General features: G+C 44.2%; 11 protein-coding genes and 2 pseudogenes. 6 read left to right on the top strand and 7 right to left on the bottom strand.

Annotated elements, in window-relative coordinates; all coding sequences use genetic code 11:
- Positions 1-65: 65 nt before the first annotated feature.
- The 3 genes from cyaY to gyrB all read left to right on the top strand — a co-directional run bounded on the left by cyaY (position 66) and on the right by gyrB (position 4,783).
- Complete coding sequence (gene cyaY / locus J5X96_RS03460; RefSeq protein ID WP_209364383.1) at positions 66-374, top strand: iron donor protein CyaY; 309 nt, start codon at positions 66-68, stop codon at positions 372-374.
- A complete protein-coding gene (gene recQ, locus J5X96_RS03455; protein WP_209364382.1) occupies positions 374-2,266 on the top strand; it encodes a DNA helicase RecQ in 1,893 nt (630 codons plus the stop codon). Before cyaY ends, recQ begins: the two co-directional genes overlap by 1 nt.
- A 96-nt stretch (positions 2,267-2,362) precedes the next feature.
- Positions 2,363-4,783 carry a DNA topoisomerase (ATP-hydrolyzing) subunit B gene (gene gyrB, locus J5X96_RS03450; RefSeq protein WP_209364381.1) on the top strand — a complete coding sequence of 807 codons (2,421 nt, stop codon included), beginning with the start codon at positions 2,363-2,365 and terminating at the stop codon, positions 4,781-4,783.
- A gap of 85 nt (positions 4,784-4,868) precedes the next feature.
- On the opposite strand, the gene ilvC is transcribed toward gyrB, so the two are convergent.
- Entirely contained in the window at positions 4,869-6,347 is a 1,479-nt protein-coding gene (ilvC, locus tag J5X96_RS03445) for a ketol-acid reductoisomerase (RefSeq protein ID WP_209364380.1), read from the bottom strand.
- A 721-nt stretch (positions 6,348-7,068) separates the two neighbouring features.
- Between ilvC and ilvY the strand changes: the two genes are divergently transcribed.
- Complete coding sequence (gene ilvY, locus J5X96_RS03440; RefSeq protein WP_209364379.1) at positions 7,069-7,947, top strand: HTH-type transcriptional activator IlvY; 879 nt, start codon at positions 7,069-7,071, stop codon at positions 7,945-7,947.
- Positions 7,948-7,974: 27 nt separating this feature from the next.
- Complete coding sequence (gene rarD / locus J5X96_RS03435; protein ID WP_209364378.1) at positions 7,975-8,847, top strand: EamA family transporter RarD; 873 nt, start codon at positions 7,975-7,977, stop codon at positions 8,845-8,847.
- Between the two features lie 2 nt (positions 8,848-8,849).
- On the opposite strand, the gene aroE is transcribed toward rarD, so the two are convergent.
- The 3 genes from aroE to J5X96_RS03420 are packed head-to-tail and all read right to left on the bottom strand — an operon-like array spanning position 8,850 to position 10,758.
- On the bottom strand, positions 8,850-9,650 hold the full coding sequence (gene aroE / locus J5X96_RS03430) for a shikimate dehydrogenase (protein WP_371812558.1): 801 nt from the start codon (positions 9,648-9,650) through the stop codon (positions 8,850-8,852).
- A 3-nt stretch (positions 9,651-9,653) separates the two neighbouring features.
- On the bottom strand, positions 9,654-10,205 hold the full coding sequence (locus J5X96_RS03425) for a Sua5/YciO/YrdC/YwlC family protein (protein WP_209364377.1): 552 nt from the start codon (positions 10,203-10,205) through the stop codon (positions 9,654-9,656).
- Between the two features lie 4 nt (positions 10,206-10,209).
- Complete coding sequence (locus J5X96_RS03420) at positions 10,210-10,758, bottom strand: type I DNA topoisomerase (RefSeq protein ID WP_209364376.1); 549 nt, start codon at positions 10,756-10,758, stop codon at positions 10,210-10,212.
- A 165-nt stretch (positions 10,759-10,923) separates the two neighbouring features.
- On the opposite strand from J5X96_RS03420, the gene rmuC reads away from it, so the two are divergent.
- Positions 10,924-12,564 (top strand): DNA recombination protein RmuC, encoded by a 1,641-nt coding sequence (rmuC, locus tag J5X96_RS03415; protein ID WP_209364375.1) that lies wholly within the window; start codon positions 10,924-10,926, stop codon positions 12,562-12,564.
- Between the two features lie 141 nt (positions 12,565-12,705).
- On the opposite strand, the pseudogene J5X96_RS03410 reads toward rmuC, so the two are convergent.
- The 3 genes and pseudogenes from J5X96_RS03410 to lon all read right to left on the bottom strand — a co-directional run.
- Positions 12,706-12,912, bottom strand: a pseudogene (locus J5X96_RS03410) (IS481 family transposase); the annotation flags it as partial.
- 374 nt (positions 12,913-13,286) lie between these two features.
- Positions 13,287-13,491, bottom strand: a pseudogene (locus J5X96_RS03405) (ArsC/Spx/MgsR family protein); the annotation flags it as partial.
- Between the two features lie 211 nt (positions 13,492-13,702).
- The gene (gene lon, locus J5X96_RS03400) at positions 13,703-16,117 is read right to left on the bottom strand and encodes an endopeptidase La (protein WP_209364374.1); all 2,415 of its coding nucleotides are present in this window, start codon (positions 16,115-16,117) and stop codon (positions 13,703-13,705) included.
- Between the last annotated feature and the right edge of the window lie 49 nt (positions 16,118-16,166).

Raw genomic sequence — 16,166 nt, 5'->3', positions numbered from 1 at the left:
GCTATCACAACGCACGGAAAATCTTTATAATCGCCATTTTAGCAGGATTTACGAGGAGTGGTTTTATGAATGTAATGGAATTTCATCAAAATATTGAACAAATTTGGAATCAAATCGAAGAACAATTAGAAGCGCAAGATTGTGATGTGGATTGTGATCGCCAAGGCTCCGTGTTCACGATTACGCTTGGCGATCGCAGTCAAATTGTGATCAACAAACAAGAACCGTTGTTCGAATTATGGTTGGCGAGCCACAATGGCGGTTTCCATTTTGCTTACAAAGACGGCCATTGGGTGAATCATGAGGGCTTGGATTTCTGGCAAGCTTTAACCGAAGCCTGTGCCAAACATGGTGAACAAGTACATTTCGCTTAATGTCCGTTTTAGCCCCATCTTCATCCCTTCAACAAAGTGCGGTGAATTTTTCCGATAAATCGCCGGAAAATCTCACTGCACTTTCTTCCACCGCATTGGATGTTTTACATTCCGTTTTCGGTTATCAATCTTTCCGCAAAGGTCAACAAGAGATTATTCATGCGGCGCTAAATGGGCAAGACTGTTTGGTCATTATGGCGACAGGCACGGGAAAATCGTTGTGCTATCAAATTCCTGCGTTGTGTTTTGACGGAATGACCTTGGTGGTTTCGCCGTTGATTTCTTTAATGAAAGACCAGGTGGATCAGCTTCGTGCCAGCGGCGTAGAAGCGGATTATTTAAACTCCTCGCAAACCTTTGAAGAACAGCAACAGGTGCAAAATAGGGCAATTTCCGGCCAGTTAAAATTATTGTATTTATCTCCGGAAAAAGTCATGACCAACAGCTTTTTCCAATTTATTTCTCATTGCAACGTCAGCTTTATTGCTATCGACGAGGCGCACTGCATTTCCCAATGGGGGCACGATTTTCGCCCTGAATATACCCAACTTGGCGGTTTAAAAGGCAGTTTCCCGAACGTGCCGATTATGGCGCTGACAGCCACGGCAGATCCCACAACGCAACAAGATATTCTGCAAAATCTCCGGCTAAATCGACCGCACTTTCATGTGGGCAGTTTTGATCGCCCAAATATTCGTTACACTTTAGTGGAAAAATTTAAGCCGATGGAACAGCTTTGTCGTTTCGTGCTCGCCCAAAAAGGCAAAAGCGGCATTGTTTATTGCAACAGCCGCAATAAGGTGGAACGCATTGCGGAAACGCTGTGTAACAAAGGCGTGCGGGCGGCGGCGTATCATGCGGGCATGGAAAATAGCTTACGGGAAAAGGTACAACGGGATTTTCAGCGGGACAACATCCAAGTGGTGGTGGCGACGATCGCCTTCGGCATGGGGATCAATAAATCTAACGTGCGTTTTGTGGCACATTTTGATTTACCGCGTAGCATTGAATCCTACTATCAAGAAACCGGCCGTGCAGGGCGTGACGATTTGCCGGCGGAGGCGGTGTTGTTTTACGATCCGGCGGATTATGTGTGGCTGAACAAAATGTTGATGGAAAAGCCGGAAACGCCACAACGCCAAATTGAACAGCATAAATTGCAAGCCATCGGCGAATTTGCCGAAAGCCAAACCTGCCGCCGTTTGGTCTTATTGAATTATTTCGGCGAACATCGTCAAACAGCCTGTCAAAACTGCGATATTTGTCTCGATCCACCGAAAAAATACGATGGGTTGTTGGACGCACAAAAAATCATGTCGACAATTTATCGTACCGGTCAATGTTATGGTGCTCATTATGTCATTGCCGTCTTGCGTGGCATGAATAATCAGAAAATTCGTGATCAGCAACACGACCAACTGAGTGTGTACGGCATTGGCAAAGAACACAGCACGGAATACTGGCAGTCCGTGTTGCGTCAGCTCATTCATTTGGGCTTAGTTCGCCAAATCATTGGCGAGTATGGCAATACGTTACAGCTCACAGAAAACGCCAAGCCGATTTTGCGGGGAGAGATGCCGTTGGAATTGGCAACGCCACGTCTATCGTCTATCGTTACCACTGTGATGATGCACAAAAGTGCGGTCGGTTCTTACGACAAAGATTTATTTGCACGTTTGCGCTTCTTGCGTAAGCAAATTGCCGATAAGGAAAACATTCCCCCGTATATCGTGTTTAACGATGCGACTTTGCAAGAAATGGCGCAGTACCAACCGGTTAGCAATATTGAGATGTTGCAAATTAACGGTGTCGGTACGATTAAATTGGAACGTTTCGGACAAGCGTTTCTGTCTTTAATCCGCGAACATAAAAATGCCCGCGCAACCGAATAAGTCTAAGTACCGTTTAAGTGCAGTTATGTTTAGCTAATTGCGCAAAATTTTGCTATAATCCCGCCCAATTTTTTACGAATTACACAGAGAAGAATTATGTCAACAACTACTCCAGAAACTTATGGTGCAAACAGTATTAAAGTGCTGAAAGGGCTTGATGCGGTGCGTAAACGTCCCGGCATGTATATCGGTGACACAGACGATGGAACGGGTTTACACCATATGGTTTTTGAGGTGGTGGATAACGCCATTGATGAAGCCTTGGCAGGTTATTGCAGTGACATTATCGTGACTATTCATTCCGATAATTCCGTTTCCGTGCAAGATGACGGGCGCGGTATCCCGGTAGATATTCACCCGGAAGAAGGTGTTTCTGCTGCAGAAGTAATTATGACGGTCTTGCACGCGGGCGGTAAATTTGACGATAACTCCTATAAGGTGTCCGGTGGTTTGCACGGTGTAGGTGTGTCTGTGGTTAATGCGTTGTCCGATAAATTGCAACTGACTATTCGTCGTCAAGGCAAAGTGCATGAGCAATTTTATCGCCTTGGCGATCCCGTTGCTCCGTTAGCGGTCATTGGTGAAACCGACCAAACCGGCACGACTGTGCGCTTTTGGCCAAGCCCAACGATTTTTACGAACATTGAATTTGAATACGATATTTTAGCCAAACGCCTAAGAGAGTTATCTTTCTTAAATTCCGGTGTTTCTATCCGTTTAATTGACGAACGTACCGACAAACAAGACCATTTTCATTACGAGGGTGGTATTCAAGCGTTTGTGGAATATATCAATCGTGGCAAAACTCCGATCCATCCGAAACCGTTCTATTTCTCTGCAGAAAAAGACGGCATTGGCGTAGAAATTGCGTTGCAATGGAACGATGGTTATGCAGAAAACATTTACTGCTTTACCAACAACATTCCACAACGCGATGGTGGTACTCACTTGGCAGGTTTCCGCGGGGCGATGACCCGTACGCTGAATAACTACATGGAAAATGAAGGCTATACCAAAAAATCTAAAGTAGCGACTTCCGGTGATGATGCTCGTGAAGGCTTGGTGGCTGTGATTTCCGTGAAAGTGCCGGATCCAAAATTCTCTTCTCAAACAAAAGACAAATTGGTTTCCTCCGAAGTAAAAAGTGCGGTGGAATCTTTGATGAACGAGTATTTGCAAACCTATTTGTTGGAAAATCCAAACGATGTGAAAATCATCGTGACCAAAATTATTGATGCGGCACGTGCGCGTGAAGCCGCACGTAAAGCCCGTGAAATGACCCGTCGTAAAGGCGCATTAGACTTAGGCGGCTTGCCGGGTAAATTGGCGGATTGTCAGGAGCGTGATCCGGCGTTATCTGAACTTTATATCGTGGAGGGTGACTCTGCGGGCGGTTCGGCAAAACAAGGGCGTAATCGTAAAAACCAAGCAATTCTGCCGTTAAAAGGGAAAATTCTGAACGTGGAAAAAGCCCGCTTTGACAAAATGTTATCTTCTGCAGAAGTGGGGACATTGATTACGGCGCTAGGTTGCGGTATCGGTCGTGACGAATATAACCCAGATAAATTGCGTTATCACAGCATTATTATCATGACTGATGCGGACGTGGATGGTTCACACATTCGTACGTTGTTATTAACCTTCTTCTATCGTCAAATGCCGGAGCTGATTGAACGTGGTTATGTGTATATTGCCCAGCCACCGTTGTATAAAGTGAAAAAAGGCAAACAAGAGCAATACATTAAAGACGATGAAGCCATGGCGGAATTTGAATTGGCGATTGCGTTGGAAAATGCGGCGCTTTATGTGAATGACAATGCACCGGGTATGCAAGGTATGGCGTTACAAAATCTCGCTTCCGAATATCTTGCTGTACAAAAAATGACGACCCGCTTGAGTCGTTATTATCCGGAAAGCGTGTTGAAAGAATTGATTTATCAACCGGCGTTGACCACAGCGTTAATGCAACAGGAAAGTGCGGTCAATTCTTGGGCTGATTCTTTGGTTGCTTCTTTAAATGGAAAAGAAACTGACGGCAGACATTATAGCTATCGTTTGCAATTCAATGCTGAACGAAACTTGCATGAAGTGGTATTAACGGTAAGAACACACGGCATTGATACGGATTATTTCTTGAACTTCCAATTTGTGACCGGTAATGAATATGCCCGCTTAATTGCATTGGGTGAAAAATTGGTCGGCTTATTAGAAGAAAATGCTTATGTTATGCGTGGTGAACGTAAAGTTGCAGTAACTTCTTTTGAGCAAGCGATTGAATGGTTAATGAAAGAATCTCGCCGTGGTTTGATGATTCAACGCTATAAAGGGTTAGGTGAAATGAACCCGGAACAGCTTTGGGAAACAACAATGGATCCAAACACTCGCCGCATGTTGAAAGTGTCTATTAAGGATGCTGTGGCGGCAGATAAGCTATTTACCACCTTAATGGGTGATGAAGTAGAGCCTCGCCGTGAGTTCATTGAGAGCAATGCGTTAAGAGCGAATTTGGATATTTAAAACAGCCTATTGCGTTTTATCCTGTTCACACAAGCATAGAAAAGCCGGCAATATCGCCGGCTTTTTTACATTATGAATATTTCCATTAACCTTGCAATGAAACGCGTTTCATATCTTTCATGTAACCACGCAATTCTTGACCGATTAATTCTACTGGGTGATTGCGGATTTCATCGTTCACATCGCGTAAAGTGATGTTGTCGATTTCCACGGTTGGTGTCGGTTCGCCGATATCGCCTTTGCGTAAAGTCGGCACCAATGCTTTTTGCATAATCGGGCCGGCAACGTTAGCAAATAAGTAGTTACCGTATTCTGCCGTGTCGGAAATCACCACATTCATTTCATATAAACGTTTACGCGCAATCGTGTTGGCGATTAACGGCAATTCGTGTAAGGACTCGTAGTAAGCGGATTCTTCGTAAATGCCACTGGCCACCATGGTATCGAATGCCAATTCCACACCGGCTTTCACCATCGCAATCATTAACACGCCATGGTCGAAATATTCTTGCTCGCTGATTTTGCCCTCATATTTCGGTGCGTTTTCAAAAGCGGTTTTGCCGGTTTCTTCACGCCATTTTAAGAGGTTGGCATCGCCGTTTGCCCAGTCTTCCATCATCACACGGGAGAATTCGCCGCTGATGATATCGTCCATGTGTTTGGCAAATAAGAACGCCAATTCTTCTTTGATTTGTTCTGCTAACTCGAACGCACGCAATTTTGCGCTGTTGGATAAGCGATCCATCATCAACGTGATACCGCCTTGTTTTAAGGCTTCGGTGATGGTTTCCCAACCGTATTGCACTAATTTGCCCGCATAAGCCGGATCTTTGCCGTCAGCCACTAATTTGTCGTAGCAAATGAGAGAACCTGCTTGCAACATACCGCAAAGGATGGTTTGTTCACCCATTAAGTCGGATTTGACTTCCGCCACGAAAGAGGATTCCAACACGCCTGCACGATGACCACCGGTTGCCGCCGCCCAAGCTTTAGCAATTTCTAACCCTTCGCCTTGTGGGTCATTTTCCGGGTGCACGGCAATTAATGTAGGCACGCCAAAACCACGTTTGTATTCTTCACGAACTTCTGTACCCGGGCATTTTGGTGCCACCATTACGACGGTGATGTCAGGACGGATTTGCTCGCCCACTTCAACAATGTTTAAACCGTGGGAATAGCCCAATACCGCGCCTTTTTTCATCAACGGCATCACATCAGCAACGACTTTGGAATGTTGTTTGTCTGGGGTGAGGTTAATGACTAGGTCGGCTTTTGGAATCAGTTCTTCATAAGTGCCCACTTTAAAACCATTTTCACTGGCACGTTGGAATGACGCACGTTTTTCTGCGATGGCTTCGGGACGTAATGCGTAGCTGATGTCTAGACCAGAATCACGCATATTTAACCCTTGGTTTAACCCTTGTGCACCGCAACCTACGATCACGATTTTCTTGCCTTTCAAGAAATCTGCTTCAGTTGCGAACTCACTGCGATCCATAAAACGGCAACGACCGAGTTGGTCTAATTGTTGGCGTAAGTTTAACGTGTTGAAATAATTAGCCATGATGTTTTCCTTTTGTGTGGGAGTGTTTGTTTAGGTTTGGGTGATTATAGGGTGTTTTGGTGTTGCGTAAAGTGATATTATTGGGATTTTATGTTGCGATTTTTGCAATTATCTACATTTAGAAGAATCGGTTTCGCCGATGGCGACCTTCTTTCTTTTGCAAAAATCGTCAGAATTTCGCCTGACGGCGACCTACTTTTTCTTTGCTTGTGCAAAGTAAAAGTAGGCAAAAAGAAAGCACACCCCAGCTTCACAGCTGTTCTTCGCTTGATTGTAATTTTTTTAACGGAAATTTTCGAACTCGCCGCAAGCGGCTCAAACAGGCGAAAATTTCCTAAAAATGACAAGTCGCTCAGGCGGTTCAGATGGGGCCCTCAATTTGTCCGAGTATTATTAGCGTTAAAGTGCGGTTAATTTTTTAAGTGTTTTTATTTGAAATAACGATTTTAAAATCGATCGTATTTTTAGAATGATGCTCGGAAAAATGGGTCCCCGTGTAAGACGCTCTTATGGAAAGGCAATTTTTAGCTAAATTTCGCTTTGTTTGAGCGAAGCGAGTTCGAAATTTTGCGTTAAGAAAATTGCATTGAAATAAGGATAAGCGGATTATCCGGGGTGCCTTTTCTTTTGGTTCGTTTTCTTTGGGCAAGCAAAGAAAATGAACTCGTACTCAACGACGTTGAGTACGAAACCCAAATCAAACTTAAATAAAACAAATATCATGACTTTTACCGATCTCAAAATCTTCATCACCCTCACCCAAACTCAAAACTTCGCCAAAACGGCGGCGTTGCACCACATGTCGCCATCAACCTTGTCCCGCCAAATTCAAAAAATCGAAGAGGAATTGGGGCAACAGCTTTTGTGGCGGGATAATCGCCAGGTGTCGTTGACGCCGAATGGTGAGGTGTTTTTGGCCTTTGCACAGCAGCAGTGGCAGAATTGGATGCTGTTTCAACAGCAGTTGCATACCCAAGAGGAAGAGCTTAGCGGGGAGCTCAAGCTGTATTGCTCGGTGACGGCGGCGTATAGCCATTTGCCGGGGATTTTGGAGAAATTCCGTGCGCATTATCCGAAAGTGGAAATTCAACTGACCACAGGCGATCCGGCGCAGGCGGTACATTTGGTGCAGGCGCAGCAGGTGGATTTGGCGTTGGCGGGGAAACCGCCGATATTGCCGAGTGCGGTGACGTTTCATTATATCGATGATATTGCGTTGTCGATGATTGCGCCTCGTGTGGCATGTTCGGCGACGCAGTTATTACAGCAAGAACCTATCAATTGGCAGCAAGTTCCCTTCATTTTGCCGTTAGATGGCATGGCTCGACAGCGGGTCGAAGAATGGTTTAAACAAAAAAGCATTAAACACCCGAAAATCTATGGCACCGTGGCGGGGCACGAAGGCATTGTGTCCATGGTGGCACTCGGGTGTGGTTTAGCCTTATTGCCCGATGTGGTGATTAAAAATAGCCCGTTGAACAGCCAAATTTCTACCTTGCAGTTGGATGTGCCGATTGCGCCTTTTGAACTCGGCGTGTGTGCTTTAAAACCTGCCTTGGAACGCCCTTTAGTGCGTGCATTTTGGCAGTTGTTGGAGTAAAGTGCGGTCATAATTTAAGGAGTTTTTATGCTAAAAGGCGTCGCGTTTTCATTATTTGCCTCTTTGTTGTTCGGCTACATGTATTATTTTTCTACCTTGCTGTTGCCTTTGAGCGGAACGGATATTTTCGGCTATCGCATTGTTTTTACCTTGCCTTTTGTCGCGGCTGCCGTGGTGTTATTTAAGCAGAAAGCAGCACTCATCGCGCATTTAAAACGCATTCAAGAACGACCGCACTTTATCTTGGCGTTTATCTTCACCAGTGCCTTAATGGGCTTTCAAATGTGGCTATTTTTGTGGGCACCTAATAATGGTAGCTCGTTGAGTGTTTCTTTCGGTTATTTATTGCTGCCTTTAGTGATGGTGGCGGCAGCGCGAATTATTTTTAAAGAACGGGTTTCGCGCATTAAGTTTTTAGCCGTATTGATTGCTGCCGTGGGGGTCATTTCCAACATCGCTTTAAAAGGGGAAATTTCTTGGGAAGCATTGGTAATTTGCGTGGGATATACCTCTTATTTTGTGGTACGTCGAATGTGGAAAATCACCGATCTTGCGGCATTCTTCTTAGAAATGTTGACTCTTTTGCCATTTTGTATTTACTTCGCCTGGCAAGTTGATATTGCCCAAGTACAACAAAGTAATCCGAATATTTTGGTTTTATTGCTACTGCTCGGTTTAATTAGCGGCACGGCGCTTAATTCTTATATTCTTGCCAGCAATTATTTGCCGATGAATTTGTTGGGCTTACTTGGTTATGTAGAGCCTTGCTTGATGGTGGGGGTTTCTTTGTTAATCGGTGAAGAAATTGATTCGCAAAGCTATCCGTTGTTTATTTGTTTGGTCCTTGCCATGCTTTTGATTATCACGGATGGCATTCTACAAGCGAAAACGCGCCAATAGCCTTATAACTGCTCAAATAACGGCGTAATGTTTGGCATTACGCCCCGCCATAAATAGAAAGCATGTGCCGCTTGCGCCAATAACATCCCGAAACCATCACATCGATTTTGCACACCTAACGCACGACAGCGCGCCAAAAACGGCGTGTCTTTTTGTCGATCATATTGCATGTCGTAAACCGCTTTTGCTGCACGTAGAATCTCATCGTTAATTTGTATCGTACCGCCATGCAGACCTGAGGAGGTCGCATTGATAATCACATCAAAGGATTGCGCGGGAAGTTGACCAAGTTTTACGGCACGAATATTGCCGTAAGGCGAAAATTTTTCTGCCAGCTGTTGCGCTTTGGCTAAAGTGCGGTTGGCAATCACAATGTTTTGCTGTGCATGTAAAAGCGGTAACAACACGCCTTTTGTGGCACCGCCTGCACCTAAAATGAGTAGGGTTTGATTCGGCTTAAGCCAATTTAACCGTTGTAAATCCGTCACCAATCCTGCGCCGTCAGTATTGTCCGCATACAGCGTGCCATCGTCTAATTTTTTCAACGTATTGCAGGCCTCCGCCATCAGACAACGCTCACTGTGTGCATCTGCCAGCTTGAACGCCCGTTCTTTGAAAGGCGAGGTGATATTACACCCTACTGCACCTTGCGCAAAAAACGCCAATAATTGCCGTTCAAAATCCTGTTCGTCGCCTAACATGGCATCGTATTGCACGTCTTGTGCGGTTTGTTCGGCAAAAATGCGATGAATTTGCGGCGATTTGCTTTGAGCGATAGGGTTGCCCCAAACGGCATATAACATGATTTATCCTTGACGAAAAACTTGGTTGGTGAAAATGTCGCGAATTTCGGATGGGTTTACCGCGCCGCCCACAGGCATATCCAGCACCGGGAAATTCGTGCCGAATTGCTGTGTCACTTCTTGTGCTGTGCGGCAAGGTGGCTGTCCGGTTAAGTTGGCGCTGGTGGAGGTGAGTGCAAAGCCTGCCTGTTCGCATAACAGCTTAACGGCAGGGTGTTGGCTGATGCGCACCGCAATACTGTTAAAATCGCCGGTAAGAAATTTGGGTGTCGTTGTTTTTGCCGGTACGACCCATGTCGTTGGCCGATCATATTTAGAGCTTAAGCGCTGCCAATGTTCTTCCATCAAACGGCTTTCATCTATAAAAGGCAATAAAAAATCCAAGCTCGACGCAATTAAAATTAGCCCTTTTGACATCGGGCGCTGTTTTAAAACCAGTAAATTTTCCACCGCATTTTGGCTGTTTGGATTACAACCTAAGCCGAAAACCGCCTCGGTAGGGTAGGCAACGACTTGCTGATTTTTTAAATGGTTAACAATCTCTTGTAAATTCATGAGGTTACTCGGTCGTAAAAATGTGGCGGCAGGTTTTATTCACACATTGCCAAGTGCGTTGTTCGCCCTGTTGTTTTTTTAATAAGGCTAAATTGCCGTGGCATTGCGGGCAACCCACTAAATAAGGTTTACTTGGTACGGAAAACTTACAATGCGGAAAACGGTTGCAGGCGTAAAATAACTTGCCGGCACGTCCACGCCGCGCCACTAACTGCCCTTCTTTACATTCCGGGCAAGGCAGGCTCTCTTCTTCGCTTTGTGGCGTTTCTTCATGCGCTACAAAATGACATTCCGGATAATTACTACAGCCAATAAACATGCCGAAATGCCCTTGTTTTAACGCCAATAAATGGCCGCATTGGGGGCAGTTTTGTTCCAATATTTTAAGGGTTTTTAGTTCGTTGGAGGCCTGTAACGGTTTTAAATAATCACATTGCGGATAGGCAGAACAGCCGAGAAACAGCCCTTTTTTGCCTTGCTTTATTTGCAACAATGCACCGCACTGCGGGCAGTGCTCCTCGTGTTTGGTATGTTGAAATAAAGGTTGGTTCATAGCATGCCCTAAAAGTGCGGTGATTTTTCTCGACAAATATTAAAACGCTTCAAGCGCCATTCTACCGCAAGTTTTGCGCCTTTTGCCACCCACGAAATGAAAAAGCAAAAGGTCGGCAAAGGCCGCGGATTTCCTTTATACTAACGCCGAATATCAGGAGGGAACATGTTTGCATTGGATATTGATTTAAATCTGTTATTGGGCGTTTGCGTCGCATTGGGCGTGCTTTGCCTTATTTTGCTTTTTGTCAGCGCGCGCCGGAAACGGGATAGCTTGGAATTACAACAGGATTTAAATAAAAACATTGAGGATTTTAATCGGTTATTAGAAAAGTTTGATGCCGTTACTGCCCGTAAAAATCAATTAGAACAAGAGGTAGTGAAAGCGCAAACCACGGCGGATGGGCTACAAATTCGCTTAAACGAACGGGATGAAAAAGTACAGTATTTGCAAACGGAATTAAATGAAGAACAGGCGCGCCATTCTGCCATTGCAGAACAAATAACGACGCTGAAAGAACGTTTTGGTGTGGCATCGGCACAGGCGGACAGCTTGCGCGGACAACTCGCGCAAAGCCAAGCGCAGATTGTCCGCAAAGAAGAATCGCTGACAAATTTAACGGAAAAATACACCGCACTTTCGCAGGAACTGGCGGAACTCAAAACCACGTTAACAGAAAAAGAAAAGCATTTTGCCGAGCAGCAACAACATGTTGAACAAACCAAACAGCAGCTCAATACGGAATTTCAAAACCTCGCCAATCGTATTTTGGAAGAGAAAAGCCAGCGTTTTCAGCAAACGAATCAAGCGTCGATGGACAGTCTGTTAAAGCCTTTCCGTGAGCAAATTGAGAGTTTCCAAAAACGGGTGAATGAAATTCATTCGGAATCCCTCAAAGGCAATGCGGGCTTGGAAGCGGAAATTAAGAAAGTGTTAGAAATCGGTTTGAGTATGTCGCAGCAGGCGAACAACCTCACTTCCGCTCTGAAAGGGGAAAAGAAAACCCTTGGTAACTGGGGGGAAATGCAGTTGGAGCGGGCGTTGCAATCTGCCGGCTTGGTGGAAAATGAACATTACACGGCACAGGCGCATTTCAAAAACGAAGAGGGCAAACGCAATTATCCCGACTTTATTCTTAACCTACCGGATGAGAAACATTTGATTATCGACAGCAAAATGTCGCTTAACGCCTATGAAAGTGCGGTCAATGCTGAAGATGAAATAGAACGTCAGGCGTTTCTGCGCGAGCATATTAAGGCATTGCGTAATCACATCGATGACTTATCCCGTAAAGATTACAGCAACCTTATCGGCGTACGTAGCCCGAATTTCGTGTTGATGTTTATTGCCGTGGAACCCGCTTACATTGAAGCCTTAAAAATGGACCCGAGTTTGTTCGGTTATGGTTATGACAAAAATGTCATTATGGTGTCACATACCACGCTGATGCCGATTTTACGCACGGTGGCGAATCTGTGGCGGGTGGAACGCGGTAATGCGGAAGCGCGTGAAATCAGCGAAAAAGCCGGCGACATTTACAACCAAATCTGCTTACTTGCGGAGCGTTTGGCGAAAGTGGGAAACAGCCTTTCCACCGTCAGTTCGCACTACAACAGTGCTGTCACGGCACTCGTAGGGCAACAGGGCTTGATAGGCAAAGTGGAACGCTTTAAGGCACTTTCTGCCAAAGCCAATAAAACCATGCCCGATATCGAACCGCTGCATCATGATTTTGAAACGGAACGGTTGTTGCTGAATAAAGAAAAAACAGAGAACGAACCTAAAGAAAGCCTAGAAAGCACATAGAAAAATGTACAAAAAAATGCCGCACTTTAATAAATTACATTAAAGTGCGGTTTATTTGCAGAAAATCAAACCCAATCTGACAATCTCATACTTAAAAAACTCGTGCCTGCCAGATTAATTTAAGCTTAGATTCTTTTCTGCTCAAATGCGTTTTCCATCAAGTAATGTTTCCATCGGTGTTCTTACATAACACATTTTACCTTGATAGGTACAATGATAATTATAATACAATACCCATTCGTCTAAGTCTGTTTGTAATGTCTCTAAATCCGTATAAATTCGCTTTCTAAAGGTATCCTGATAAAACTCCTGTAAAATCGTTTTGTGGAAACGCTCGCAGGTACCATTGGGTTATGGGTGTTTGACCTCTTCTTTATTGCACTCTAAGGCTTGTACTTGCGATTCACTTAAAATAATACCTTTTTCAGCAACCAAACTTATTATTGATAACGATAAAAGGTATCACGATTCATGCCATAATTTGGCAGGATTAAGAGATGTTCCCCACTATTCGGCTAAATTAAGTAAATCAGTCTTGTGTTTAATAAGAGGATTGCTCTCATAAAATATGAGATTTTCCTTTTTGTTTAGATTAATTTTGACACTCATATTCTAAACGGGGAAACTCTCACTTTATTGTGATTTATCAGATTAGGTCAGAGCTTCTATACATAAAGTGCGGTCTAAAATGCATCTGTTTTTTCCTTTTCCCTGTTTTTCACCTATAAAATCGTCAACACGCTTTCCGGTGGGCGGCCTATTTTCGCTTTATTACCGTTAATAAGAATCGGGCGTTCCAAAAAGCGCAATATGCTGACTGATCGCCTGCAACAGCGCATCACGACTTAATGCCGGATTATCAAGACCAAGCTCGTGATATAACTCATCCTTCGTTCGCATCATTTGTCGAATATCCGTAATCTCTAGTTACTCCGCAATCGCCTATAACTCAGTACGTAGCGTGCATCTTGATGCACGACCAATCACGCATGGAACATTATTTAACCCTTTCGTGTATTCACGATTTCGTATGTAGCGTGCATCTTGATGCACGAACAAACCACGCACGGAACGTGATTTCACCCTTTCGGATGTTCACGCTACTCTATAGATCCTTATCGTGTTGAAAAACTTTTCATTAATTGACCGCACTTGGTGCAATACCTTTCTTCCGGCGGCTATTTTTCACCGTAGAAATTGGCTCAAGTTTGACAAACTCTACACCGGTCGGTGGATTTTCCAATGCAATGGTTAACACTTCATCAATGGTTTCTACTGCGTGAATGTTCAAATCACGTTTAGCATTTTCCGGAATCTCTTCCAAATCTTTCACATTATCTTTTGGAATAATGACGGTTTTAATACCACCACGGTGCGCAGCCAGTAATTTTTCTTTTAAACCGCCAATTGGTAATACTTTGCCACGTAAGCTGATTTCACCGGTCATCGCTACTTCGGATTTTACCGGATTACCGGTTAAACAAGACACCAATGCGGTACACATAGCAATCCCTGCACTCGGGCCGTCTTTTGGTGTCGCACCGTCCGGAACGTGAATATGAATATCGCGTTTTTCGTGGAATTCCGGATTAATGCCTAATTTATCTGCACGGGCGCGTACGACAGTCATTGCCGCTTGAATGGATTCTTTCATGACATCGCCCAAGGAGCCTGTGTAACTGAGTTTACCTTTCCCTAGCACTGAGGCAGTTTCAATCGTCAGTAAATCGCCGCCGACTTCCGTCCATGCCAAACCAGTGACTTCGCCGACACGATTTTGCGTATCTGCACGACCAAATTCAAAGCGTTTCACGCCAAGGTAATCGTGTAGATTTTTCGCCGTCACTTTGATGGATTTTAATTTCTTATCTAACAGTAAGGTTTTTACAGCTTTACGGCAGATTTTTGATATTTCACGTTCTAAATTACGCACACCGGCTTCACGAGTGTAATAGCGGATAATATCCACGATCGCACTGTCATCAATGGTTAATTCACCGGCTTTTAATCCGTTGCGTTCCATTTGTTTGTTGATCAAATGGCGAGTGGCGATATTCAGTTTTTCATCTTCCGTATAACCGGATAAACGAATCACTTCCATACGATCTAATAATGGCGTTGGAATGTGCATGGAGTTTGAGGTCGCCACAAACATGACATCGGATAAATCGTAGTCCACTTCCAAATAATGATCGTTGAAATGAGCATTTTGTTCAGGATCCAATACCTCTAATAATGCAGAGGCAGGATCGCCACGCATATCAGAAGACATTTTGTCGATTTCATCTAACAAAAAGAGCGGGTTTTTTACACCGACTTTTGCCATTTTTTGAATCAATTTACCCGGCAAAGAACCAATATAGGTTTTACGGTGACCACGAATTTCTGCTTCATCACGTACGCCGCCTAATGCCATGCGCACATATTTACGCCCTGTTGCATTGGCAATAGATTGTCCTAAAGAGGTTTTACCAACACCAGGAGGGCCTACCAAGCAAAGAATTGGCCCTTTTAATTGATTTAAACGGGTTTGCACGGCAAGGTATTCCAAAATACGCTCTTTCACGCGCTCCAAACCATAGTGATCGGCATCTAAAATTTCTTGTGCTTTAGCGAGATCTTTTTTCACTTTGGTGCGTTTATGCCAAGGCACTTGAATCATCCAGTCAATATAACTGCGCACAACGGTGGCTTCAGCCGACATTGGCGACATCATTTTCAGTTTTTGCAATTCAGCTTCGGCTTTTTCACGTGCTTCCAAAGGCATTCTTGCTTCTTCAATTTTCTGACGAAGCTGTTCAATTTCACTTATCGCATTTTCTTCTTCGCCAAGCTCTTTTTGAATGGCTTTAATTTGTTCGTTTAAGTAATAATCGCGCTGACTTTTCTCCATTTGTTTTTTCACGCGACTACGAATGCGTTTTTCCACCTGTAATAGATCCGCTTCGGACTGCATTACCCCCAGCAAATACTCAAAACGTTCCACCACATTGCTCATTTCTAATACGGTTTGTTTTTGAGCAACGGAAACCGGTAAATGGGAGGCTAAGGTGTCACTTAATTGTTCCAAATTTTCAATTTGTTGAAGTGCGGAAAGAATATCCGGCTGTACTTTCTTGTTCAAATTCACATAGTTTTGGAATTCATCTAAGGCTGCTTTGTGAACAACTTGTAATTCTTTTTTATTGCCAAGCGTACTTTCAATCGGCTTAATTTGCGCTTGAAAATGTTCACCGGTATCTTCCAATTGATAGATCTGTGCACGTTGCTGTCCTTCCACTAACACTTTCACCGTGCCGTCCGGCAGTTTGAGCAACTGGATAATATTGGCAATGGTGCCGACATCGTATAAATCATCAATACCGGGTTCTTCCAATTCCGGCTGCTTTTGCGATACCAACAAGAGTTGCTTGCCGTGATTCATTGCTTCATCAAGGCTGTGGATAGATCTTGGTCTCCCTACAAATAACGGCATCACCATATAAGGAAACACAACGACATCGCGCAATGGCAATACCGGTATGGTTTGTAATTCTGATTTTTTTGTTCTCATCGCATACTCTCTTTTCTATTCTGCTAATTTGGCTCTATATGGAGATGAT

Origin of the sequence: Aggregatibacter sp. 2125159857, assembly GCF_017798005.1 — a bacterium.
In the GTDB taxonomy this organism is placed as follows: Bacteria; Pseudomonadota; Gammaproteobacteria; order Enterobacterales; family Pasteurellaceae; genus Aggregatibacter.
The sequence above is the reverse complement of the archived record's forward strand: the minus strand, read 5'-3'. Positions and strand labels throughout refer to the sequence as shown.